General features: G+C 51.2%; 25 protein-coding genes. 16 read left to right on the top strand and 9 right to left on the bottom strand.

Annotated elements, in window-relative coordinates; all coding sequences use genetic code 11:
• Positions 1-2: 2 nt before the first annotated feature.
• Positions 3-440, top strand: a complete 438-nt coding sequence (locus PsAD26_RS25280) for a DUF1284 domain-containing protein (RefSeq protein WP_063312594.1) — start codon at positions 3-5, stop codon at positions 438-440.
• Positions 441-613: 173 nt separating this feature from the next.
• On the top strand, positions 614-1,666 hold the full coding sequence (locus tag PsAD26_RS25275) for a Tim44 domain-containing protein (RefSeq protein ID WP_063312593.1): 1,053 nt from the start codon (positions 614-616) through the stop codon (positions 1,664-1,666).
• Between the two features lie 160 nt (positions 1,667-1,826).
• On the opposite strand, the gene PsAD26_RS25270 is transcribed toward PsAD26_RS25275, so the two are convergent.
• Complete coding sequence (locus tag PsAD26_RS25270; protein ID WP_063312592.1) at positions 1,827-2,258, bottom strand: organic hydroperoxide resistance protein; 432 nt, start codon at positions 2,256-2,258, stop codon at positions 1,827-1,829.
• A 181-nt stretch (positions 2,259-2,439) separates the two neighbouring features.
• Between PsAD26_RS25270 and PsAD26_RS25265 the strand changes: the two genes are divergently transcribed.
• Complete coding sequence (locus PsAD26_RS25265; RefSeq protein ID WP_208860181.1) at positions 2,440-2,910, top strand: MarR family transcriptional regulator; 471 nt, start codon at positions 2,440-2,442, stop codon at positions 2,908-2,910.
• A gap of 3 nt (positions 2,911-2,913) precedes the next feature.
• Here the strand turns inward: PsAD26_RS25265 and PsAD26_RS25260 are convergent, their stop codons facing one another.
• From PsAD26_RS25260 to PsAD26_RS25250, 3 genes are all read right to left on the bottom strand, one after another.
• A complete protein-coding gene (locus tag PsAD26_RS25260; RefSeq protein ID WP_063312591.1) occupies positions 2,914-3,387 on the bottom strand; it encodes a PAS domain-containing protein in 474 nt (157 codons plus the stop codon).
• Positions 3,388-3,467: 80 nt separating this feature from the next.
• Positions 3,468-4,451: an EamA family transporter gene (locus PsAD26_RS25255; protein WP_063312590.1), complete on the bottom strand. Its 984-nt coding sequence runs from the start codon at positions 4,449-4,451 to the stop codon at positions 3,468-3,470.
• Between the two features lie 2 nt (positions 4,452-4,453).
• The gene (locus PsAD26_RS25250) at positions 4,454-5,578 is read right to left on the bottom strand and encodes an AAA family ATPase (RefSeq protein ID WP_063312589.1); all 1,125 of its coding nucleotides are present in this window, start codon (positions 5,576-5,578) and stop codon (positions 4,454-4,456) included.
• A gap of 242 nt (positions 5,579-5,820) precedes the next feature.
• Between PsAD26_RS25250 and fumC the strand changes: the two genes are divergently transcribed.
• Positions 5,821-7,227: a class II fumarate hydratase gene (fumC, locus tag PsAD26_RS25245; RefSeq protein ID WP_063312588.1), complete on the top strand. Its 1,407-nt coding sequence runs from the start codon at positions 5,821-5,823 to the stop codon at positions 7,225-7,227.
• Here fumC and PsAD26_RS25240 read toward each other — a convergent pair.
• Positions 7,214-7,786, bottom strand: coding sequence for a TetR/AcrR family transcriptional regulator (locus PsAD26_RS25240; RefSeq protein ID WP_063312587.1), 573 nt, complete (start codon positions 7,784-7,786; stop codon positions 7,214-7,216). The genes fumC and PsAD26_RS25240 overlap by 14 nt on opposite strands.
• Positions 7,787-7,872: 86 nt before the next feature.
• Between PsAD26_RS25240 and PsAD26_RS25235 the strand changes: the two genes are divergently transcribed.
• On the top strand, positions 7,873-8,280 hold the full coding sequence (locus tag PsAD26_RS25235) for a hypothetical protein (RefSeq protein WP_063312586.1): 408 nt from the start codon (positions 7,873-7,875) through the stop codon (positions 8,278-8,280).
• Positions 8,281-8,496: 216 nt separating this feature from the next.
• Here the strand turns inward: PsAD26_RS25235 and hemF are convergent, their stop codons facing one another.
• From hemF to PsAD26_RS25215, 4 genes are all read right to left on the bottom strand, one after another.
• On the bottom strand, positions 8,497-9,408 hold the full coding sequence (gene hemF / locus PsAD26_RS25230; protein WP_063312585.1) for an oxygen-dependent coproporphyrinogen oxidase: 912 nt from the start codon (positions 9,406-9,408) through the stop codon (positions 8,497-8,499).
• A gap of 204 nt (positions 9,409-9,612) precedes the next feature.
• Complete coding sequence (locus PsAD26_RS25225) at positions 9,613-10,065, bottom strand: DUF1176 domain-containing protein (RefSeq protein ID WP_208985849.1); 453 nt, start codon at positions 10,063-10,065, stop codon at positions 9,613-9,615.
• A gap of 242 nt (positions 10,066-10,307) precedes the next feature.
• Positions 10,308-10,796, bottom strand: a complete 489-nt coding sequence (locus PsAD26_RS29195) for a DUF1176 domain-containing protein (protein WP_208985848.1) — start codon at positions 10,794-10,796, stop codon at positions 10,308-10,310.
• A gap of 158 nt (positions 10,797-10,954) precedes the next feature.
• Entirely contained in the window at positions 10,955-11,410 is a 456-nt protein-coding gene (locus PsAD26_RS25215; protein ID WP_063312583.1) for a tRNA (cytidine(34)-2'-O)-methyltransferase, read from the bottom strand.
• A gap of 567 nt (positions 11,411-11,977) precedes the next feature.
• Here PsAD26_RS25215 and PsAD26_RS25210 point away from each other — a divergent pair.
• The 11 genes from PsAD26_RS25210 to PsAD26_RS25160 all read left to right on the top strand — a co-directional run bounded on the left by PsAD26_RS25210 (position 11,978) and on the right by PsAD26_RS25160 (position 21,970).
• Positions 11,978-12,367 carry a hypothetical protein gene (locus PsAD26_RS25210; RefSeq protein ID WP_063312582.1) on the top strand — a complete coding sequence of 130 codons (390 nt, stop codon included), beginning with the start codon at positions 11,978-11,980 and terminating at the stop codon, positions 12,365-12,367.
• Positions 12,368-12,440: 73 nt separating this feature from the next.
• Positions 12,441-14,279, top strand: coding sequence for an ABC transporter ATP-binding protein (locus tag PsAD26_RS25205; RefSeq protein ID WP_063312581.1), 1,839 nt, complete (start codon positions 12,441-12,443; stop codon positions 14,277-14,279).
• A gap of 366 nt (positions 14,280-14,645) precedes the next feature.
• The gene (petA, locus tag PsAD26_RS25200) at positions 14,646-15,206 is read left to right on the top strand and encodes a ubiquinol-cytochrome c reductase iron-sulfur subunit (protein WP_063312580.1); all 561 of its coding nucleotides are present in this window, start codon (positions 14,646-14,648) and stop codon (positions 15,204-15,206) included.
• Positions 15,207-15,229: 23 nt separating this feature from the next.
• A complete protein-coding gene (locus PsAD26_RS25195) occupies positions 15,230-16,486 on the top strand; it encodes a cytochrome b/b6 (protein ID WP_063312579.1) in 1,257 nt (418 codons plus the stop codon).
• Between the two features lie 18 nt (positions 16,487-16,504).
• Positions 16,505-17,386: a cytochrome c1 gene (locus tag PsAD26_RS25190; RefSeq protein ID WP_063312578.1), complete on the top strand. Its 882-nt coding sequence runs from the start codon at positions 16,505-16,507 to the stop codon at positions 17,384-17,386.
• Positions 17,387-17,530: 144 nt separating this feature from the next.
• The gene (locus PsAD26_RS25185) at positions 17,531-18,403 is read left to right on the top strand and encodes an S-methyl-5'-thioadenosine phosphorylase (protein ID WP_063312577.1); all 873 of its coding nucleotides are present in this window, start codon (positions 17,531-17,533) and stop codon (positions 18,401-18,403) included.
• A 77-nt stretch (positions 18,404-18,480) separates the two neighbouring features.
• Positions 18,481-19,035 carry an adenine phosphoribosyltransferase gene (locus tag PsAD26_RS25180; RefSeq protein ID WP_063312704.1) on the top strand — a complete coding sequence of 185 codons (555 nt, stop codon included), beginning with the start codon at positions 18,481-18,483 and terminating at the stop codon, positions 19,033-19,035.
• Positions 19,032-19,742 (top strand): 5,6-dimethylbenzimidazole synthase, encoded by a 711-nt coding sequence (gene bluB, locus PsAD26_RS25175; protein WP_063312576.1) that lies wholly within the window; start codon positions 19,032-19,034, stop codon positions 19,740-19,742. Before PsAD26_RS25180 ends, bluB begins: the two co-directional genes overlap by 4 nt.
• A complete protein-coding gene (locus tag PsAD26_RS25170) occupies positions 19,727-20,221 on the top strand; it encodes a GNAT family N-acetyltransferase (protein ID WP_063312575.1) in 495 nt (164 codons plus the stop codon). The genes bluB and PsAD26_RS25170 overlap by 16 nt, the downstream gene beginning before the upstream one ends.
• A 69-nt stretch (positions 20,222-20,290) precedes the next feature.
• Positions 20,291-21,085, top strand: a complete 795-nt coding sequence (locus PsAD26_RS25165; protein WP_063312574.1) for a DeoR/GlpR family DNA-binding transcription regulator — start codon at positions 20,291-20,293, stop codon at positions 21,083-21,085.
• 75 nt (positions 21,086-21,160) lie between these two features.
• Positions 21,161-21,970 (top strand): DeoR/GlpR family DNA-binding transcription regulator, encoded by an 810-nt coding sequence (locus PsAD26_RS25160; RefSeq protein WP_208985847.1) that lies wholly within the window; start codon positions 21,161-21,163, stop codon positions 21,968-21,970.
• Positions 21,971-22,022 lie beyond the last annotated feature (52 nt).

Raw genomic sequence — 22,022 nt, 5'->3', positions numbered from 1 at the left:
TCATGAGTGTCAAGCTGCGTGGTCATCACTTGCTATGCGTGCTTACATTCATTGGGCACGGCTATTCTCCTGCGTTTTCCAAGAACTACGAGGCTGTGGTGAAGCGCCTGAATGCGGGAGAGGCTGCCCTACTGGTTGAGGGACCAGATGAGATTTGTGCGGTTCTGATTAGTGAAGAAGAGCAGCCACATTGCTTTAATTGCAGTTTGGTGGAGCGTGATAAAGCGGCTGTGACGTTGATCTCTCGTCTGCTTGGGACTGAGCTGTGTGTTGGTGATGAGATTTTCCTGAACTCGCATTTGGTCACCAAAATGCGGAAAGCATATGCTGAGGGTGTTTTTAAGACAGCCTGCCAAAACTGCGAGTGGGTGGAGTTTTGTGATGAAATCTCCTCATCTGGCTTTGAAAAAGTCCATCTTCGCAATCCAATGAAACTTTGAAGTCGTTTGCCTTTGTTTTGAGGGGCTTAAGCTGCTTCAGCATTTTTCATTGGCGCGTATTCTTGTCCGAAAACCGGCTTCCACTTTTCGGGGATGCACTTTGGTCTTCAAATTTTAACAGAATGCCCCCATATGGAGAGCAACATGAGTTTAAGGGCAGGTTTAGGGGTTACATGCTTGCATTGAATAAGTTTCCAAAGTTTCTCACACTCTTGGTGTTTTCGATCGGTCTGATCTTTGTGACGGCTGACTTTGCAGAGGCAAAGCGTGGGTTCAGTTTCGGTAGCCGCGGTTCACGCAGTTACTCAGCTCCAAAAGCGACCAAGACCGCACCAAAGACAGCTCCGGTTCAGCGGACCATGACACCTAACAACGGCACCAACACAGGTGCGCAGCAGCAAAATGCGGCTGCAGCCTCCAAGGCAGCTGCTGGTCAGCGTCGTGGTCTGTTTGGCGGTGGTTTCCTTGGCTCCATGCTGGGCGGTCTGGCGCTAGGCGGATTGCTGGGCATGTTGTTCGGTTCAGGGTTCGGCGGTATGGCCGGGTTATTCGGCATGATCATGCAGGTGTTGCTGATCGGCGGTGGTATCATGTTGTTGATGCGGTTCTTGCGGGGACGCCAACAGCCACAGGCCGCTGGTGCTGCCCATGGATACCAGCAGGAGCCACAGCAGAACCAGTCGTTCAGCTTTAATGATGCGGGCGCGCAGGATGCGCCGCGTCGTTCAGGATCTTCTGGCATTCCGAACACCGGTTTTGGTGGTGGTCAGGCGCCTCAGTTTGAAGAAAAGCCTGTCTTTTCTACCGAAGCGGATGATGAAATCGGACTGACTGCGGATGACTTTGATGCCTTTGAAGCGCTGCTGACAACCGTCTGGACTGCTTATGGCTCTGAGGATTACGGTAAGATCCGCGAAATCGCGACGCCTGAAATCATGGGTTACTTTGCTGAGGAACTGGGCAAGGCTGCGTCCAACGGTCTTGTCAATGAAGTGCGCGGCATCAAGCTGCTTCAGGGTGATCTGAGTGAAGCATGGCGTGAAGGCGACAAGGACTATGCGTCTGTCGCAATGCGCTATGAGGCCATTGATGTGATGCGTGAGCGGGCCAACAACAAAGTGGTTGAAGGCAATCCGGATGTACCGGAAGAGCGGACAGAGATCTGGTCGTTTGTTCGTGATGCCGGTGAGAACTGGAAGCTCTCAGCTATTCAACAAGCTGATTAATCAGAGCAGATAACAAAAATTGGAAAGGGGCCTCATGGGCCCCTTTCTCTTTAATGGTTCGATGGGTCTTGTGCTGCTAAAACAGTTCGCGTTTTAACTGAAACGCCTGATCTGCTTTAGCTTTTGCGTATCACCGGTGTTCAATTTTCGAAGACATGCTTTAGGTTGCGACAGAAAGCTTTACATCGATGTTGTTGCGGGTTGCGTTGGAATATGGGCAGACCTCATGCGCCGCAGCGACGAGCTCTTCTGCCTTGGCTTTGTCCATGCCTGGTACGGTAACAGCGAGAGCAATTTCCAGACCGAAACCACCTTCTGAACGTGGGCCAATTCCAACGGTTGATTCTACGTTTACGTCTGCAGGCAGATCGATGTCTGACTGCTGAGACGCTACGAACTTCATAGCTCCGATGAAACATGCAGCGTATCCAGCAGCGAAGAGCTGCTCTGGATTGTTGCCTTCACCACCTGCGCCGCCCAGTTCTTTTGGGGTTGCAAGTGTCAGTTCCAGAGCACCGTCCTTTGTTTTTGCAGTGCCGTCACGGCCACCGGTAGCAACTGCGCTTGTTTCGTAAAGAACGTTAACTGGCATTTGGTATTCCTCGTTGTTGTTATGTATCGTGCACGATTAAATCCTATGCGATATAGTTAAGGAGAAATATGGGGTGCTGTCAATCAAAACGTGAATTAATCGTGTACGATTTAGTTTGACGGCTTTTATCCTGATGGGTAGAACGGGGAAAGAAGATGTTACTCAGGACTGGAATACGGTAATGGCCGAGAAGAAATCTGAAGAATTTCAAGGCTTTGGTTTAGATCAGCATTTGTGCTTTGCCATCTATAAGGCCAACCATGCCTTCAATCGGTTCTATAAACCGGTGATGAAGCAGCTTGGTATTACCTATCCGCAGTACATCACTTTGCTTGCTCTTTTAGAAAAAGACCATCAACGCGTGTCTGAGCTGGGGGAGCGTCTGTTCCTTGAGTCGAACACTCTGACTCCGCTGCTTAAGCGCCTTGAAGAGATGGGCTTTATTGCTCGCGAACGCTCCAAAGAAGATGAGCGGCAGGTCATTGTCAGCCTGACGAAAGAAGGGCGAGATCTGAGTGATGGCGTGATTGACGTGCAGCACTGCGCCTTTTCCAATCTGAATGTGCCGGTGGAGACCATCGGTCAGCTGGTTGAGCAGCTCAACGATATTCAAGAGATGCTGACGGATGCCAAGGAAAAGGTTTCCGGTTAGCGGTCAGCTGCCGGGTAACATTTCCTTTTCAAAAGGATCACGGCCATGCTGGTCAAACAGGCAGCACAGTTCCTGCACTTCTTCCTTTAGCAAGACAAACTGAGAAAAACCGACGAGCTCTCCCTCTATATGGATGGGAGAAACGGTGACGAGTATGGTTGTGGTTCCATAAGGATTGGCCACGTAGCGCACCGGGTCTTTGCGGCCATCTCTGAACAGCTGCAGCATTGCATCAAATCGCGGGTTGGTGATGGTCCGGCGATGGTTGTCCTTCACGTTGTGCCCAATATGCCGGGGCTTGCGATCCAGATTTTCTGAGGCCCATTTGTTGTAGTAAAGCAGCTTGCCATCTTTATCGATGATGGTGACACCGATACCAGCCTCTTCCAGCAGGCGGTCCGCCCAGCCGGATAACCTCCATGCCTCCAGAATGCGTTGTTCAGTGACTTCCGGCAGTTCGTTTTTATTGTCAGTCATGCCTGCTTACTCGCTGTTCGCCGAAACTCTAGCGAAGGCGAGTAAGCAATTGCTTTCAGAAATATGCGGGTTTTCTAAAACTATGAGAATGCAGCTGCTGTTTTGAACTTGCGCTGGCGTGCCCAGAGAATGCCCAGTGATCCGGCTGTCATGATGACGCCTGCCAGAATGGCGATTGGATCTGGTACGGTTTGAGGCAGGTAGCCAGCTTTGTCAGCGATGAGCTCAAACAGCAATGAGGTGAACGGCAGAGCGGCGATTGTTGCAACATAATTCTGACTACCAACCAGATTGATGGCCTGCATGGACAGGAACATGGACACACCACGTAAGGAGATGCCGACAGCGATTGCTGCCACCCACATGGTTGGGCTCCAGACCTGTGTCAGGTCGATGAGTGGTAGATTGCTGGTCCAATCTGCTGCTTGTTGCGTTGCAGCAGGGCCATCGGTGATGAGGGAGAGGGCGGCGAGGGCGATGAGCATGATCAACGCGCTGGCAACCAGCATCACGCCGCTGAGCGAGGCGCGTTTTTTGAGATCATCCCCCTGATTTTGCGGATGAAATTCAGCAATGATGACTGAGGCAACCACAGCGAATTCTGAGAAGATCATCAGATAAACGGCGGGATTGGAGTAGGTGCCTTCCAGAGATGAGATCAGCAGGATAACGCCGAGAATAATGACCAGATGACCGGGAAGTTCCAGAGCGGTGGGCAGCCGGAAAAACAGGAGTGCAAATGCGAGTGCAGAAAACGGGACGGACACAAGGCCGAAGAAGCCTGCGTTTGCCGCACTGATGTAAAGCAGAGAGGCTGTGAAACAGGCTGCGGAGAGGACACGGGCAACACCATAAGCCCAGGTGTATGGGCTCTTGAGTGCGTCCATGGTTGCGCCCAGCTTTCGGCTGACAGCGATGAGGAACAGGCCGCCAAACATCAACTGAATGATGGTGAAGATCCACGGATCTAGATTGTAGGTAAGCAGCAAGCCTTTGCTGATAACAATAAGAAACGCCCAGCTTACCATGGTGGCAAGGCAGACAATCAAGCCCTTAGGGGTCAAACTCAGTACTCCTCTCCGACGAACTCGCCGGTGATTTTCAGGCCATCAATTCCGGTCTGGCCGTTTTCTTTATAAATGCGTCTTGGATACGCCCCTGCGTGATTGGCAATATGATCAGCAAGTTGCTCAGAATGGGTGACGAGCCAAATCTGGCTTCTTTCTGAGGCTTTGGCGATGACTTTTGCCAGAGGTTCCAGCAGATCAGGGTGCAGGCTTGCCTCGGGTTCGTTGAGGGCGATGAAGGAAGGCAGGCGGTAGGACAACATAGCGCCGAGCAAGGCCAGATACTGCAATGTGCCGTCAGATAGTTCCTGAGAGGGGAAGGCGCGCCGGATCTCTGGTGTTTGCAGAGCGAAGCGACAATCCTGGCCGTTGGCCTCAATGATCAGCTGGCTGCCGGGGAAGGCATCATCCACGGCCTCTTGCAGATAAAAGGTATCCTTGCGGATTTCCTTGAGGGTGGCGAAGACCGCTGCCAGATCATTTCCGTCTGAGGAGAGCGTGGGGGTGGTGACATTGGGGCTTGGACGGCGCAGCAGGCTGTCTCGGTCACTGCGGAAGGTGTGATAGAAACGCCAGTCTGCAATTGCGCGGCGGACCAGATCCAACTCCGGAAACTGACTGCCATCGCGAATACTGGCGAGCGCTGTTTCGGAAGGCAGAAGCTCGTTGTCGTAGGTTACTCTGCTGCCGTTGCTGGCGCGCAGAAAGGCACTTGGGCCTTTGCGGTTCATCAGCACGATAGACTTGGCGCCCGTCATCAGCGTCAGTTCTTCTTCTCTCACCATGGTCTCATAGGGAAGAGCGGGATCGGAGATCGGGTTGGGCAGACCCAGCTGGATGCGATAGGAGAGGTCTCCCAGATCAGCGCGCAGGATGATGCGTTTTTTCTCGTGGGTCTTCAGGTCACCTGCCCACATGACGCTGTCTACTCCGCCTTCCTCTGAAACGGCGCGGGTGATACGGCCCAGCGCAGCCTGTTGCAGAAGCTCGAGTGACTTGTAGAGATTTGTTTTGCCTACGCCATTGTTGCCGACAAATACATTGACGGCACCAACACGCATGAAAAGCTTATGTACGGACCGGTAATTCTCAATACCGATCGCCGAGAGAGGGGGCATAGACATCTGGTGAAACTTTTTTGATATATCTTCGGTAGGTATGATTGAGAATAAGCAGGTTGGCTCACGAATGTAAATTGAACCGCGGCGTTCATGCACCGGAAATTCACGTTTTGTTCGCCTGTGGTTGATGAAGCCCTGTGCTTCATGGCAGGGTTGTCTAAACTGCTTTATGGTTTCGTTGTCGTGTGTTCTCGCCTGAGAGGGATCGTTCCTTTTTCGGGACTGCGCTTGAGAGGAAAGTGTCAATGTCTGATCAAAATTCTGATGGTATACGGCAGGAATCCGATAGTTTTGGTGTGCTGGATGTCCCCATTGGCAAATATTGGGGCGCGCAAACCGCACGGTCTCTGATCAACTTTCCAATTGGCCGGGAGCATCTGCCACCTGCGCTGATTCATGCATTGGGCGCGGTGAAATTGGCTGCCGCCAGGGTGAACATGGAAGAGGGGCGTTTGTCAGAAGATCTGGGCAAGGCCATCTGTCAGGCCGCGACTGAGGTGATTTCTGGCAAGCTGGACGCGCATTTCCCGCTGATGATCTGGCAGACGGGGTCTGGCACGCAATCCAACATGAACACCAACGAGGTGATTGCCAACCGAGCCATTGAGTTGCTTGGCGGTCAGATTGGCACCAAATCTCCTGTGCACCCCAACGACCATGTGAATATGGGGCAGTCTTCCAACGACACCTTCCCGACGGCCATGCACATTGCGGCAGCTTGTGAGATCAACAAGGTGTTGCTGCCCGCGCTGACACATCTGCACGACACGATGGAAGCCAAGGTGGCGGCCTTTGCGGATATCGTAAAAATTGGCCGAACCCATACGCAGGATGCGACGCCTTTGACATTGGGGCAGGAGTTTTCTGGCTATGTTGCGCAGTTGGAGTATTCCAAAGAGCGTATTGAGCAGAGCCTTGTGGGGCTTTATCGGCTTGCGCAAGGTGGTACGGCTGTAGGGACTGGGCTCAACTCAACGCCAGAGTTTGCCAGTGCTTTTGCTACCCATGTGAGTGAGGTTACTGGTTTGCCGTTTGTGACGGCGGTCAATAAGTTTGAAGCACTGGCCACGCATGATGCGGCTGTGTTTGCACATGGTGCGTTGAATACATTGGCGTGCTCACTGATGAAGATCGCCAATGACATTCGCTTCCTTGCCTCTGGTCCGCGTTCTGGTCTTGGTGAGATCAGTCTGCCAGCAAATGAACCGGGTTCCTCCATTATGCCGGGTAAGGTGAACCCGACCCAGTGTGAGGCTGTGACGATGGTTTGTGCTCAGGTGATGGGCAATCAGACAGCTGTGAGTGTGGCCGGTGCGACAGGGCATTTTGAACTGAATGTGTTCAAGCCTGTAATTGCCAACAGCCTGTTGCAATCCATCGAGCTGCTGGCAGATTGTATGGTGAGCTTTGCGGACCGCTGTGTTGTTGGCATTGAGCCAAACATGGAGCGGATTGAAGAGCTGCTGGAGCGGTCCTTGATGTTGGTGACAGCGCTTGCGCCCACCATTGGCTATGATAAAGCAACCGAAATTGCCAAGTCAGCGCATAAGAACGGCACAACGTTGAAGGAGGAGGCTCTTCGTCTTGGCTATGTGTCTTCGGAGGAGTTTGACCGTGTTGTCCGGCCAGAAAAGATGGTCAGACCTGGGTAGGGTGGTTGCCGCCTATCATGATGTCCAACACGTGTTTCAGGCAGGCTCTTGCGTCTGCCTCCTCTAACTGTTGAGCCCCAATGAGCGTTGCGTAAAGGATCTGGCTGTTGGTCTTTGCATGCTTCTTGGTCTGCGGGATTTGTGAGAACAGGTTTTCGACGTATTCCAGACGCCGCTGATCTATCTTACTCATATAGGTGCTGGCGAGATCATCAAACTGTGCCCAGTTGCGGATCGCGGCAGAAACACCGTTTGCGCCATACTCCAATGAGACTTCCTGTGCTGCGATCTCAATCAGATCAAAGAGACGCTGTTTGGGGTCGGGGCTGCCTGCATCCACTTGCGCGATGATTTGTTGTGTGGCCAGTTGCTCCCAATGGTCCAGCATTGCTTTTTTCAAAGCAGCCACATCCTTGAAATGCCAATAGAATGAGCCCTTGCTCACCTTCAGTGTTCTGGCAAGCGCTTCTGCCTTCAGGCTTTGGGGCCCTTTGGTTGCCAAGGACCGAAAGCCACCTTTGATCCAGTCCACTGCTGCGAGTTTGGTTTTCTCTGTCATTTTGCTACCATACGCTACCGTATTGACATGGTCCAGCTTTAAGTTACCATACGCTACCGTATGGAATCAAAAATGAGAGAAGTCCTATGAATAAATGGCTGTTCGCTTCTGGTATCTTGTCGTTGCTGTTGATGCTGGTACATGTGTTTTTAGGTGGGCCAGAGATCCACAATCCTGTACTGGGCAGTACTCTTAATCCGAGAGTTATTGCGGTGCTGTCGGTGGTCTGGCATGGGATCACAATGGTGATGCTGGTGAATGGTGTGTTGTTGCTGGCGGCGGCATATCGACCACAGTTGGTTATCGGTGTCGTCTGGGTGGTGATCGGCCAATATGGCGGCTTCGCCCTGCTGTTTATCTTTTACGGCCTCTCTCATCTGGGAAACCTGATGGCTATGCCGCAGTGGGTCGCGTTTACGACTATCGCTGGCTGTGTGGCGATGGGGATGCGAAGAGCTGGGAAACAGAATGCCATAATGGGTGTTGCTGTTTAAGCTTCTGAAGCTGTTGCATTGCGAAGAGAGCTATTTGGCCTTGGGTTATTGCACGGTAATTGAGATGGATCAGATTACAGACAGCAGGAACAGCTGCCTCCCTTGGAAGCCCGCAATCTGACCAGTCGTTTGAAGATGAGGCGGGGCGTTTATGCTCTGATTAGGTAAGATGCTTCCCGACCCTTAGGCCGGGGAGCTTGTTGTGTTTGGTCTGGCTTAAGGCCACTTTACCACTGGTGGCATGGAGGACAGGATGGAGGAGACGTTTCCGCCTGTCTTGAGGCCGAAGATGGTGCCGCGGTCGTAAAGGAGGTTGAACTCCACGTAACGGCCACGACGGACCAGCTGCTCTTCGCGTTGTTCGACTGTCCATGGGGTCAGGAAGTTTTTGCGGATCAGCTTTGGATAGATATCGAGGAAGGCATTGCCGACGGATTTGGTGAGGGCAAGGTCCGCATTCCAGTCGCCGGTGTTGTGGCGGTCGTAGAAAATGCCGCCGATGCCGCGTGCTTCGTTGCGGTGAGGCAGATAGAAGTACTCGTCACACCACTTCTTGAAGTGATCGTAATCTGCGCCCGGATGGTCTGCACAGGCAGCCTTCATGGCCTCATGAAATTCGACTGTGTCTGGATCTTCCTGCGTGCGGCGCGCGCTGAGTACAGGTGTCAGGTCCGCTCCACCACCAAACCACTGCTTGGTGGTTACGACCATACGGGTGTTCATATGCACGGCTGGTACATTTGGATTGTGCATGTGAGCGATCAGGGAGATGCCGGAGGCCCAGAAACGCGGGTCTTCGCTGGCACCAGGGATCTGGTCGCGGAATTCAGGTGAGAACTCGCCGTGTACACTGGAGACGTGAACGCCAACCTTCTCAAAGACACGTCCATGCATCAGGGACATGACACCGCCGCCACCGTGACCGCCGCTGTGATCTGTGCGTTCCCATGGGGTGCGTTCAAAACGCCCGGCAGGCTGGTCTGAGAGGGGGCCGTCCTTTTCCCCGACTTCTACTTCCAGCTGCTCAAAGGCATTGCAAATGTTGTCACGCAGCTGGCTGAACCACGCGGATGCTTCTTGTTTTTTGTCTTCCAGATCTGCTGGAAGCGTGTTTTGTGTCTCGCTCATAGTCCCTCCTTGAGCGCAAAGCGTTCTTTGCTGTTCTATGTAAGGGAGCGCAACTGAGAAGTACAGGTGAGGAGGACCGCGCTATTTGGATCTGTCGAGGATGACCGTATACTTTTCCGGCTGGACGTAGTTGCCGTCACATTGGGGCTTGGCGCGGAACTCTATCAGGTGCGGGTAACCGTCAGATGAGAACTTGTGAACCTCTTAGGTGCCACAATCTCCAAGCCCGCGGCCTTTCATAAAGCTGGTCAGATCTCCGGTTTTGATGTCCCAGACACCGTTGAAGACCACATCCGGGTCGCTGTTGTCTTCTTGTTTTGGGCGTTCGAAGGTCAGCAGTTTGGCTTTGTTGGGCTGTTTGGAATCTACACGAATATAAAGGTGCGCCATATTGTAGGGGCTTACGGAACAGGCGAATTCGAGAACCTGCACATCCTTGCTGAACTGTAGGACGTAGTTGCCGGTCAAGTCGTAGGCGTCTTCCCAATCACAGGGATAGGCTGCATCCAGCATGTTTATGTAGCGGTTCAGAACAGACGGGCCATGCTGTGTGACGGGTTCGACAGGTTCGGCGTGTAACGAGCTTGTCAGTAGAGCTGCGAAGAGAACAGTTGCTGCAAAACAGGCTGCGAACATTCGGGGCAAGGTTTGGAACACGGCGATCTTCCTCTTTGGACAACCCTAAAGCAGTTCGCATTTAAGTTGAAACATATGAACTGCTTTAGTCTTTGTTTTTGCGTATCTTTATCCGAAAACCGATTTCCACTTTTCGGAGATACGCTGTAGTCTTCTGGCTGTATTTTTGAAGATGCCTTGCTCGCCTTACTCTTGTGCTAAAACTCTTGGTTTCATCACGCTTACCAAGAAGCCTCGGGCTTTAAGTGTTTTGTTGGTTGCTCTTACTTAGCGGGGAAGATCAGCGGGTAATCCGTTGGCTCTCGGAATTTGCCATCACACTCGCGCTTAGCGCGATACTCCACGAGTTCCAAATAGCCCTGGGATGTGAAGCGGTGGATTTCAAAAGAGCCGCAATCAGAGAGGCCGCGATCCACTGTGAAACTGGTGAGGGCGTTTCGATTGTGGTCCCAAAAGCTGTTGAACAGAATGTACCGGCTGGTGTTGGGCTGGCCCTTTGGTCGGTCCAGAGAGATGAGTTTTGCAGGCTGCTTGGTATTGCTGGTGCGGCGGATATAGAGGTTTGCCAGATTGTGCATGCCCACAGTGCAGGAGAATTCCAGTACCTCGACGCCATTGCCAATGTCATAGAGGTTATACCCGCTACGTGTGTGTGCATCATGCCAATCGCAGGGGTATATCTCGTCCAACAGGTGGAGATATGGTTTCAAGACGGCTTCGTCATGCAGGTTGGCATGGAGGACGGGTTCCACCGGTGCACCTGCGAAAGTGGACTGTGGAACTGATAGCAAAAGTGCAAAGCAAAACAGATGAGCGAATTTTCTCGAAAAACTCTCAAACATCGCAATAAAAACCTAAATCGCGCAAAGCAACGCATTCAATAACGCAACTAGTTTAGGTTGTGTTTTAATCAAAAACAATCTGTTTGACGAAGGGCTTCTCCTATGACCATGCCAGTGGAAACAGCCATGTTGAGAGACCGCATGCCGTTCTTCATAGGAATCAACAGTCTTGCATCTGCAATTTGATGGATATCTTCCGGAACGCCGGAACTTTCGCGGCCCATCAGGATCAGGTCATCTTTCTTAAACGCGAACTGCGTATAGGGGCGTGATCCTTTGGTGGTCATGAGGATAAGTCGGCGTTTTTCGGCTAACTGCCATTCACGAAAACTCTCCCAATCCATATGGCGTTGGAGTTTGGCGCGCTCGATGTAATCCATCCCTGCACGTTTAAGTGCATGATCTGACAGCGGGAAGCCTGCCGGTTCGATCAGGTGCACCGTTACATCCATGCAAGCGGCCAGCCGTAACAGGGTTCCGGTGTTCTGCGGAATGTCTGGCTGGTAAAGGGCAATATCTGGCATGTTGTCGGGTGCTCGCGTTGGTTCCTAAAAGAATGGCTTATGGAAGCATCTCTTGGGCATCTAGAGGAACCCGGTGAAAATCTCCAGAAAAATCATAGAGTTTGTTGATAGGTGAGGCGTTCCGCTGGGCGAAACCTAATGGAAATCAAGAGGTTTCATCGGAATTCGTGATATATGTTGCGAAAAAGATACACCACATCCTAAAGTGGTTTTCCGTATTTTTTGGGGCTAGGCATCTCTCCGCCTTTATGAGTATAAGCATCTCGCACCGGCCGAGAGCCCTCATCTCACTTGACGAGACTCTCCGAGTTGCTGATCGCCCGATCAGCTATTTTTTAACGTTGGAACTAGGGAGACATACATGAATACTGAATTTGTGCTCGTGAACGTAAATGTTCTCCCAGCGACTGGCGCATGCGCTATGCATCCCGCCAAAAACGCAGGCTACGCCGTTTCCGCTTAGAAGGCGGATTTCCAACACTTTCTAGCTCGTATTTTCTTAATGCAGCCCCTTTCACAGACGTATTGCGTCTGCGGTTGCATGCATATGTTGTCGGAGTATCTCCAATGATTACGTCATTTATCTGGGCGCAGATCGCGTCCCGTGACGGTTCTGCATCTCAAATTCCGGTCGATGGTGGCCGGTATGTGCGCTCGGCTGATTCTGAAAAAAGATCATTTTCTCAAAGCCTGGGGCACGCGTTCTGGTTCTTGATGATTAGTGCCGGAGTCGCATTTTTTACAATTATTCCAACGCTTTACGCTGAGTTGGCGTCGGTTGAAATTGTAAGAGCAAACGGAATCGATGAAGCTGGCTCTCTGTTTCAGGGACGTCTGGTGGATACCCTGGTTGGCGCTTTTGCGGTTGGGGTTGGAATTGCCAGTGTGATCTGGACTTTTTCCGGCTCTCCGAGAGACAACCGGGATCCTTATGATCGAGATGAGCGGCTGCAGTAAGCAGCCGTCATCCTCTTACCATGTTGACGTGGTAGCGCACCTCGCAAACCAAATATCTTAATTGGGATTTGTCATGTTCTCTTATTTTGAGAAGCTTATTGACCCATTCAAAATGGAAGAGATCGAGACCCCTCCAAGTAAATTTTGGGGCTTTATCTGGTATTATACCAAGCCTGTTTCAATATTACTTGTTGTAATCGCCTTTTTCGCTGCGGCTATTGCCGTTCTTGAAGTGGTCATCTTTACGTTTATGGGTGATTTGGTGAACTGGTTAGGCACCGAAGACCCGGAAACGTTCTTCGCTGACAACTGGGGCCATCTGATCTGGATGGGTGTCGTTCTTCTTGTAATATCGCCAATCATGTCAGCAGTTTGGGAGATGTTCTTCCATCAGGGGTTGGTTGGTAACTATCCAATGCTGATTAGGTGGAAGGGGCACCGGCAGTTACTTCGGCAAAGCTTGACTTTCTTCCATAATGACTTTGCAGGTCGCATTGCTAACAAGCTGATGCAGACCTCTCTTGCTGTGCGAGAAGTTATTACGCGTATTGTCGATATCTTTGTCTATGTGATTGTTTATTTCCTGGCTGCGCTTGTTGTGCTTGCTAGCGCGGATTGGCGTCTTGCATTGCCTATGATTGGCTGGCTGACTTCTTACTTCCTCGTCATGTACGTGTTTGTTCCCAAGCTTAAGCGTATTTCGAAGAAGCAAGCGGATGCCCGGTCTGTGATGACTGGCCATATTGTTGATGCTTATACGAATATCTCGACCGTAAAGCTGTTTTCACATGCATCGCGCGAAGAAGATTATGCCAAAGGCTCCATGAGCACCTTCATGGATACCGTGCATAAGCAGATGCGGAATGTGACCAAGCTGAACATCTGCCTGACACTGATCAACAATCTGCTCTTGTTGTCTCTTGGTGCTCTGTCCATTTGGCTTTGGCAGAGGGCTTTGGTGACGACTGGTGATATTGCGATTGCGATTGGTCTTGCCTTGCGTTTGCAGGGTATGTCTCAGTGGATCCTTTGGGAAGTTGCTGGTCTGTTTGAGAATATCGGTACTGTGCAGGACGGACTGGGTATGTTGTCCCGACATACAGAGGTCACTGATAAGCAAGATGCGAAAGCGCTTGTTGTTTCTGATGCGGAAATTCGCTTTGAAGGTGTGAAGTTCCACTATGGCAAGGGCAGTGGCGTTCTGGAGAACCTGTCGCTCAACATTAAACCGGGTGAGAAAATCGGGATTGTTGGTCGCTCTGGTGCGGGGAAATCTACCCTGATGAACTTGTTGCTGCGCTTCCATGACTTGGAAGGTGGGCACATTGCCATTGATGGTCAGGATATTCGCGGCGTGACGCAAGAGAGCCTGCGCCAGAATGTTGGTGTGGTTTCTCAGGATACTTCTTTGCTGCACCGGACTATCCTGGAAAACATCACCTACGGCAAAGACGGTGCAACACTGGAAGAGGCAACTGAAGCGGCGAGACGGGCTCATGCTCTGGAGTTTATTGACGGCCTAAAAGACCCGGAAGGGCGGACTGGCTTTGATACTCTGGTGGGCGAGCGCGGTGTGAAGCTCTCTGGTGGTCAGCGTCAGCGTGTCGCTATCGCGCGTGTCTTGCTGAAGGATGCTCCGATCCTTGTTCTGGACGAAGCAACGTCTGCTTTGGACTCAGAAGTGGAAGCTGCGATCCAAGAAAGCCTGTTCGAATTGATGGAAGGTAAGACAGTTATTGCAATTGCCCACCGACTTTCCACAATTGCGGCAATGGATCGCCTCATTGTCATGGATCAAGGCAAGATCGTTGAGATGGGTACCCATGAGGAACTTCTGAAATCCGAAGGTATCTATGGAAACCTCTGGAATCACCAATCTGGCGGTTTCCTTGCACAAGTTGCCGCCGAATAAGGATTCCTGACAGGGAATCAAGCGGTTTAAACCAAAAGTGGTTCGGGGAGAGTTTGCGTCCTATGGTCCCCGAACTACTCGACTTTTGACTCATATTTGCGTGTCAAAATCTCAATTGATCCCGTTTTTTTCCTCTTATGCCCAAGTTGTCTGCGACAATAAGTCCGCAAATTTTTAACCAGTCTAGACAAGTGCGACCATTGGTGGCAGATAGCATCCGTCAATATAAGTGCGTATTTAGCGCATTTTCACCTATGTCTTCTTTGCGGTGTATAGACAGTGACCGGTTTTGACTGGTTGCGGGCCTGTCCTCACAGAAGAGATCGTAGGTGTTCTCTTTCAATTTTGTTTCGAGAGGACGCGACCTTGGAACACACGGACACGGCTGAACCGTCACGCCGCGATTTTCTTTACATCGCGACCGGTGCCGTGGGCGCGGTCGGTGCGGGAGCTCTGGCTTGGCCCTTTATCCATCAGATGAACCCCGATGCATCTGCACTGGCTTTGGCTTCTATCGAAGTTGATGTTTCTGCGGTTGAAGTTGGGCAATCCATCACTGTGACCTGGCGTGGTAAGCCGGTCTTTATCCGTCAACGTACGGAAAAAGAGATCGCTGAAGCGACAGAAGTGCCTATTGCTGATCTACCAGACCAGTTTGCACGTAATGCTAACCTAGAAGATGGTGCGGACGCATCTGACGCAAACCGCGCTACGACAGGCAAAGAAGCCTGGCTCGTTATGGTTGGCGTTTGTACGCACCTGGGCTGTGTGCCTCTTGGTGAAGCTGGTGAATACGGCGGCTGGTTCTGTCCATGTCACGGCTCCCACTACGACACTGCTGGTCGTATTCGTAAAGGCCCGGCTCCAGAAAACATGCTCGTGCCGCCTTACAAGTTTTCCGGCGACGACGTTGTTGTAATCGGCTGACGAGGCCCTTTCAGGAGGCAGCTATGGCTGGTCATTCTACTTATGAACCGCAAAACGCTGGCGCCAAATGGCTTGAGCGTCGTTTGCCGGTACTCTCCCTTGTACATGGGAGTTTTGTTGCGTTTCCTACCCCGAAGAACCTGAACTACTGGTGGACCTTCGGCGGTATCGCATTTTTCGTGCTCGTTGTTCAGCTCATTACCGGTATCGTTCTGGTAATGCACTACACGCCGAATGATGCGCTCGCATTTGCATCCGTTGAGCACATCATGCGCGATGTGAACTACGGATGGTTGATGCGTTATCTGCACTCAAATGGTGCATCCATGTTCTTCTTCGCAGTGTACATCCACATCTTCCGCGGTATGTACTACGGTTCTTACAAAGAGCCGCGCGAACTCGCATGGATCCTGGGCGTGCTGCTGTTCTTCCTCATGGTGCTTACCGCATTCATGGGCTACGTGCTTCCTTGGGGCCAGATGTCTCTTTGGGGTGCAACGGTTATTACGAACCTGTTTTCTGCAGTTCCAGTTGTTGGTGAAGCAATCACCACATGGCTCTGGGGTGGTTTTGCAGTTGGTAACCCAACACTGAACCGCTTCTTCTCACTGCACTATCTGCTGCCGTTCGTGATCCTTGGCGTTGTGATGCTGCACATCTGGGCGTTCCACGTTGCTGGTAACAACAACCCAGTTGGTGTTGATCCTAAGTCCGATAAAGACACAGTTCCATTCCATCCGTACTACACGTTGAAGGATCTGTTCGCGATCGTTGTCTTTATGATCCTGTTCTCCTGGTTCGTGTTCTACCTGCCAAACTATCTGGGTCATGCTGATAACTACATTCCAGCGAACCCAATGGTGACACCAGCGCACATCGTTCCAGAATGGTTCCTTCTGCCATTTTATGCGATCCTGCGTGCGATCACTTTCGATATTGGTCCAATTCCTTCCAAACTCGGTGGTGTGATTGCCATGGGTGGTGCGATTGCGATCTTGTTCGTGTTGCCTTGGCTTGATACTTCCAAAGTTCGTTCAGCGAATTACCGTCCTGTTTACCGGTTCTTCTTCTGGCTCTTCTTCTTCACCACAATCATGTTGGGGTGGCTTGGATCTAAGCCTGCTGAGCAGCCATACATTGCCTGGATCCAGTTCTTTACGGTCCTCTACTTCGCACACTTCCTGATCGTTCTTCCAGTTCTCGGACTGATCGAAACGCCTCGGAAAGTTCCTGACTCAATCAACGATGCAGTGCTGGGTAAGTCCAGTGATGCGGCTTAAGGGCAGGGGATTTTAAAGATGAAAAATCTAATGTTCAAAAGCGCTCGTGCTCTGGCTGTTGTTGCAGGTCTTGCTGTAGCTGGTCCGGCTCTTGCAGCTGGCGAAGGACCTCACGTCGAAAAGCAGCCTTGGTCTTTTGCTGGCCCATTCGGTCAGTTTGACAAAGCCCAGCTCCAGCGCGGCTTTCAGGTGTACAAGGAAGTTTGCTCTTCCTGTCACGGTCTGAGCTACGTCGCATTCCGTAACCTTGCTGAGGAAGGTGGGCCAGGCTTTTCTGTCGATGAAGTGAAGGCTCTTGCTGCTGAGTACACTATCGAAGATGGTCCGGATAACGAAGGTGAGATGTTTGAGCGTGACGGTAAGCCGTTCGACAAATTTCCATCTCCGTTCCCGAATGAGCAGGCTGCTCGCGCAGCGAACAACAGCGCTTATCCACCGGACTTGTCTCTGATTGCAAAGGCACGCGCAGTTACGCGTGGGTTCCCATGGTTTGTCCTGGACGTTGCTACGCAGTATCAGGAAAATGGCCCAGATTACCTGTACGCTTTGCTGACAGGTTATGAGGAAGAGTTCCCAGCGTGTGCTGGTGAACAGGATGGCTACTTTAACCCGAAGTTCATTGGCGGTTCTTTGCCTGAGAGTTGTAAAGATGCCCATCTGACAGGTGGTGCTATCCAAATGGCGCCTCCGCTTTCTGATGAGCTGGTTGAGTACTCCGACGGTTCTCCAATGACTGTCGATCAGTATGCTCGTGACGTTTCTGCATTCCTGATGTGGACTGCTGAGCCTCATCTGGAATCACGCAAGCGTATCGGCTTTGGTGTGATGGCATTCCTGATCCTGTTCGCATCGCTGCTGTACTTTACAAAGCGTAAGATCTGGAGAGATGTTGACCACTAAGGTCACATTTATAAATTCAAAAAGGGCTATCCTAATCGGGTAGCCCTTTTTTTTGGGGTTGCGGGCTGGATTTGATGTACCGCCAACTTCCTATCAGTGAATCAGGTAAGGTTGCGCCGACACAGGCAAAGCGGAGAGAGCGATATGCAGGCGGTTCTGGGCATTATCGGAGGTTCTGGCCTCTACAATATCCCTGGTTTTGAAAATGCCCGATGGGAACGGATCGAAAGCCCGTGGGGTGAGCCAAGTGATGATGTTTGTATCGGCGAGATTGGCGGCCTGAAGGTTGTCTTCCTGCCTCGTCACGGTCGTGGACATGTGCACTCTCCAACCGAGATCAATTATCGTGCAAATATTGACGTGCTTAAGCGGGCTGGTGTCACAGACCTGATTTCCGTTAGCGCCTGCGGGTCCTTGAAAGAGGAATATGCACCGGGAACTTTCGTTCTTGTTGACCAGTTCATCGATCGTACGTTTGCGCGCGAAAAGAGCTTTTTTGGAACTGGCTGCGTGGCGCATGTCTCCGTTGCTGATCCTATTTCGCCACTGCTGGTGGATGTTATTGAAAGCGCCTGTCAAGAAGAGGGCCTTACGTATAGCCGCGGCGGTACTTATCTGGCTATGGAAGGGCCTCAGTTTTCTTCCAAGGCGGAAAGCCTCCTCTACCGCTCCTGGGGCTGTGACGTTATTGGCATGACAAACATGCCGGAAGCCAAGCTGGCCCGTGAAGCGGAAATCAGTTATTCAACTGTGGCGATGGTAACGGATTACGACAGTTGGCATGCCGACCACGGAAACGTAGATATCAACGCGATCATCAAGGTTCTACACGAGAACGTGGAAAGTGCTCAGAAGCTTGTCCTAGCTGTTGCTCGGAAACTGCCGAGAGAGCATCAGCAGTGCCCGGTTGGTTCCAACACGGTACTTGATTTTGCGATTATGACTGCTGACGACAAAAGAGACCCGGCACTGCTTGCAAAGCTTGATGCTGTTGCTGGACGTGTGCTGCGTAAATAATCGAGCACAGATCGCTTATGGGGCTCTCATTGAAGGGCCTCTGACAGAAACAATGCAATTCAAACGCGGAAATGACCATGACTGACAAATTTAATACAATCTCAGAGGAGCTGATTGCGTCCATCCGGACCATCCCAGATTATCCGAAGGAAGGTATTCTGTTTCGCGACATCACCACTCTGCTGAGTGAGCCTCGTGCGTTCCGCCGTGCCGTCGATGCATTGGTGCAGCCATGGGCTGGTTCGAAGATTGAACAGGTTGCTGGTATCGAGGCGCGTGGTTTCATTCTTGGTGGCGCCGTTGCACACCAGCTCTCCGCCGGTTTCTTGCCAGTGCGCAAGAAGGGTAAACTGCCGTTCAAAACCATCGAGCAGGAATATGAGCTGGAGTATGGTACCGATACCATCGAAATCCACTGTGATGCTGTGAAGCCGGGCGACAAAGTCATTCTGGTTGATGACTTGATTGCGACTGGCGGAACTGCAGAGGCTGCTGTGAAGCTGCTCAGAAGCGCTGGTGCTGATATTGTGGCTGCGTGCTTTATTGTCGATTTGCCAGAACTGCAAGGACGTGCAAAACTGGAAGCACTCGATATTCCTGTCAGGACATTGGTGGAGTTTCCCGGTCATTGAATGACGCCTTTGTAGAGAATGGCCCGCAATTTTCTGAGGCCTTCAACCACGATTTTGAATTGCTTTTGAAATGGCGCCGGGATGTGCGCCATTTTAAGCAAGACATTATTGATCGCGAAACCGTTGACGAGCTTTTGCGATTAACTGATCTTTCCCCGAGCGTCGGCAACAGTCAGCCCTGGCGCTTTATAGAGATGAGCCAGCCTGCGAACAGAGAGGCTGTTTATCTCAATTTCCAACAGGCAAGTTCAGAGGCTTTGAAAGGCTATAAGGGTGAGCGTGCGGAGAGCTATGCCAAACTCAAGCTGCAAGGTTTGACCGATGCTCCGCTGCAATTTGCCGTTTTTTGTGATCTTGATCCAACACAGGGAAGTGGGCTCGGGCGGCAGACTATGCCAGAGACGCTGGCTTATTCTTGTGTTAGCGCAATTAATTGCCTCTGGCTTGCTGCTAGAGCAAAAGGCATTGGCGTCGGTTGGGTGTCTATTCTCAACCCGGACAGTATCGGGCAGTTGTTTGGTGTTCCTGAACACTGGAAGTTTGTTGCCTATCTTTGCATAGGTTACCCCTGTGAGAACAACGAAGTTCCCGAACTGCAGCGCACTGGCTGGCAGGCACGTACTGCCACTGAATTGCGAATGTTAAAAGATATTGATTTAGTCAGGCCAGAAGCCAAACAGGAGTCTTCTTCGTGTCAATCCAAGTAAGAGCAATTGAACCAGAAGATCGAGAGCAGGTTGTTGAACTGCTCGTTAACCGGTGGACCAGTCCTGAGCAATTGCTTGATGGTGAAATGGTGGACGCCTCACGTCTGCCTGGATATCTCGCTCTAGATGAAGGGCGTCTTGTGGGGATGATTACCCTGATCAAACGTGATCAGGAATGGGAGATCCTCACGCTCGATTCGCTGCAGCGTTGGGGCGGCATTGGTACGCTTCTGCTGGATGCTTCCGTCGATGCTGCACGGCAGGAAGGCCTTGGCCGGATTATGGTGCGGACTTCAAACGACAATCTGGATGCATTTCGGTTTTATCAAAGACGCGGCTTTCGTTTAGAAAAAGTGGTGCAAGGCGTCATTGACGAGGAACGTAAGTTAAAGCCCGAAATACCAGTCACAGGCTTGCACGGCATCCCGCTACGTGATGAGGTGATTTTTGGCCGCGACATCACCGGAAATCGATCTTAGCTTTACATTCAAACGGTCTTTGATTAATTTTATGAAAGATTGAATAAAATTGTACATGAGGGTTGTGTTGTGATCGTCCGCATAATCGAATTGGTGCGACGCTATAGAACGATACGGCTCTCCTTACTGGCCACTGTACTGGATTGCTCTGTCGATGAGATCCTGTATGCCGTTGATGGCCTGGAAAACAACAGTATCATGCGCGTGCGAGGCAGTTCCCTGGTTTCGAATGAGGCCATTGCAGAGAGTGATATCAGCGTGCGCATGCATTCTCGGTTTGCCGAGAAGAATGCCATTGGCAAACTTGCAGCCAGTCTGATTAAGGATGGTGAGCGTTTGCTGATTGAGGCGGGCAGTACGCTTTCCCTTTTTGCCAATCATCTGAAAGAGAAAAAAGATCTCTCCATCGCGACGACGAGTCCGCTGATAGCGGAGAGTCTTGTCCGCCATAGTCGTACGTGTAGCGTTGAGCTGATTGGCGGTAGGCTGGAAGCGCATACCACTGCGCTTCATGGTGAAGAGACGCAGGCGCGTATTCGCGACCTGCAGGTGGATTGGACCATCCTGAGCCCTACGAGCATGTGTATTCAAAAAGGGGCCTGCTACTTCCACAAGGTTGATGCTGAAACCAGCTTACTGATGCAGCGTAGTGCGAAGAAAACCATGATGCTGAGCGACAGTTCTAAGTTGGGTGTTCCTAGTCGTTACACAGCGCAAACAATGCAAGGTGTTGATGTCTTTATTACTGATAATAATGGGGAATTAGGCTTTGCTGAAGTGGACCATCATCTTAGAAAAGCACGCGTTTTTCATGCGATTTCAGAGGATGCTGACAGCGAAGATTTCATTCTTCTGAATAGTTGATAAATTTTAATCTTTTTCGATAAAAATGAACGTTGTTTACTACCGGAATAGTATCTTGGATCTAGGCCAATTTAGATGATTAATGACTTAATGGTGGACGTTCTTGCCAATCTGGTTAAGCGCCACAGACGTATTTCATTGACTGCCGCGGCAGATATTTTAGGAATGGATTTTGAGGAGCTCACCAGTCTGGCAAAGGTCCTGTCGGGTCGTGAGGAGTTTGAACTCTTCGACAATTCTATTTGCTTCCTCATGCCACGAGACCAGGATGCCTATCGGGTAAGGCTTCGCAGCCATTACATTGAGAAGTATGCAATTGGCCGACTGGCAACCTCCTTCTTTAAGACTGGTGACCATGTGGTTGTTGAGTCCGGAAGCACAATGACAATCCTGGCGCAGCATCTTGCTCAGGTGCAGCAAATCAAGGTTTCGACCAACTCATATGCAGTCGCCTCTATGATGATTGGGGCTGAGACGGCTGCAGACATCCATGTGATTGGCGGCAATCTCTACACAGACGGGCAGGGGGCTTTGGGGCCGATTGCCCTGGATACTGTTGAGAGCCTTGAGGCGGACTGGGGGATCATTTGTCCCGTCGGTTTGTCCACCGAAGGGGATCTCATGTACTACGTGGAAGAGGAGGCTAAGTTTGCGCGGGCGGTCATGGCGTCTTGCAAGCGAACTATGGTGCTGTGTAACTCCAGTAAAATTGGAGTCCCGAGCAGGTTTGTTGCCAATTCATGCGCTCAGGCAGATATGCTGATCGTGGATAGTGGTGTCGAGCCGAGTATTCTTGATAAGCTGATTGCGCAGGGCGTGAAAGAAGTCCATGTGGCTGATGTGGAGGCTGAGGCTTCCAGCGAGATCGTATTGCTGGATATCTGATTTTTTTCTCATTGTTTTTTCAATAAAAAAGGCGCTCGATTGAGCGCCTTTT

The sequence above is a fragment of the Pseudovibrio sp. Ad26 genome (assembly GCF_001623285.1).
Taxonomy (GTDB): domain Bacteria; phylum Pseudomonadota; class Alphaproteobacteria; order Rhizobiales; family Stappiaceae; genus Pseudovibrio; species Pseudovibrio ascidiaceicola.
This window is presented reverse-complemented; position numbering and strand designations above follow the sequence as displayed.

Coding starts and splice junctions, on each gene's coding strand:
- PsAD26_RS25280 (WP_063312594.1), top strand. CDS start 3: ATGAGTGTCAAGCTGCGTGGTCATCACTTGCTATGCGTGCTTACATTC.
- PsAD26_RS25275 (WP_063312593.1), top strand. CDS start 614: ATGCTTGCATTGAATAAGTTTCCAAAGTTTCTCACACTCTTGGTGTTT.
- PsAD26_RS25270 (WP_063312592.1), bottom strand. CDS start 2,258: ATGCCAGTTAACGTTCTTTACGAAACAAGCGCAGTTGCTACCGGTGGC.
- PsAD26_RS25265 (WP_208860181.1), top strand. CDS start 2,440: ATGGCCGAGAAGAAATCTGAAGAATTTCAAGGCTTTGGTTTAGATCAG.
- PsAD26_RS25260 (WP_063312591.1), bottom strand. CDS start 3,387: ATGACTGACAATAAAAACGAACTGCCGGAAGTCACTGAACAACGCATT.
- PsAD26_RS25250 (WP_063312589.1), bottom strand. CDS start 5,578: ATGTCTATGCCCCCTCTCTCGGCGATCGGTATTGAGAATTACCGGTCC.
- fumC (WP_063312588.1), top strand. CDS start 5,821: ATGTCTGATCAAAATTCTGATGGTATACGGCAGGAATCCGATAGTTTT.
- PsAD26_RS25240 (WP_063312587.1), bottom strand. CDS start 7,786: ATGACAGAGAAAACCAAACTCGCAGCAGTGGACTGGATCAAAGGTGGC.
- PsAD26_RS25235 (WP_063312586.1), top strand. CDS start 7,873: ATGAATAAATGGCTGTTCGCTTCTGGTATCTTGTCGTTGCTGTTGATG.
- hemF (WP_063312585.1), bottom strand. CDS start 9,408: ATGAGCGAGACACAAAACACGCTTCCAGCAGATCTGGAAGACAAAAAA.
- PsAD26_RS25215 (WP_063312583.1), bottom strand. CDS start 11,410: ATGCCAGATATTGCCCTTTACCAGCCAGACATTCCGCAGAACACCGGA.
- PsAD26_RS25210 (WP_063312582.1), top strand. CDS start 11,978: ATGATTACGTCATTTATCTGGGCGCAGATCGCGTCCCGTGACGGTTCT.
- PsAD26_RS25205 (WP_063312581.1), top strand. CDS start 12,441: ATGTTCTCTTATTTTGAGAAGCTTATTGACCCATTCAAAATGGAAGAG.
- PsAD26_RS25195 (WP_063312579.1), top strand. CDS start 15,230: ATGGCTGGTCATTCTACTTATGAACCGCAAAACGCTGGCGCCAAATGG.
- PsAD26_RS25190 (WP_063312578.1), top strand. CDS start 16,505: ATGAAAAATCTAATGTTCAAAAGCGCTCGTGCTCTGGCTGTTGTTGCA.
- PsAD26_RS25185 (WP_063312577.1), top strand. CDS start 17,531: ATGCAGGCGGTTCTGGGCATTATCGGAGGTTCTGGCCTCTACAATATC.
- PsAD26_RS25180 (WP_063312704.1), top strand. CDS start 18,481: ATGACTGACAAATTTAATACAATCTCAGAGGAGCTGATTGCGTCCATC.
- PsAD26_RS25160 (WP_208985847.1), top strand. CDS start 21,161: ATGATTAATGACTTAATGGTGGACGTTCTTGCCAATCTGGTTAAGCGC.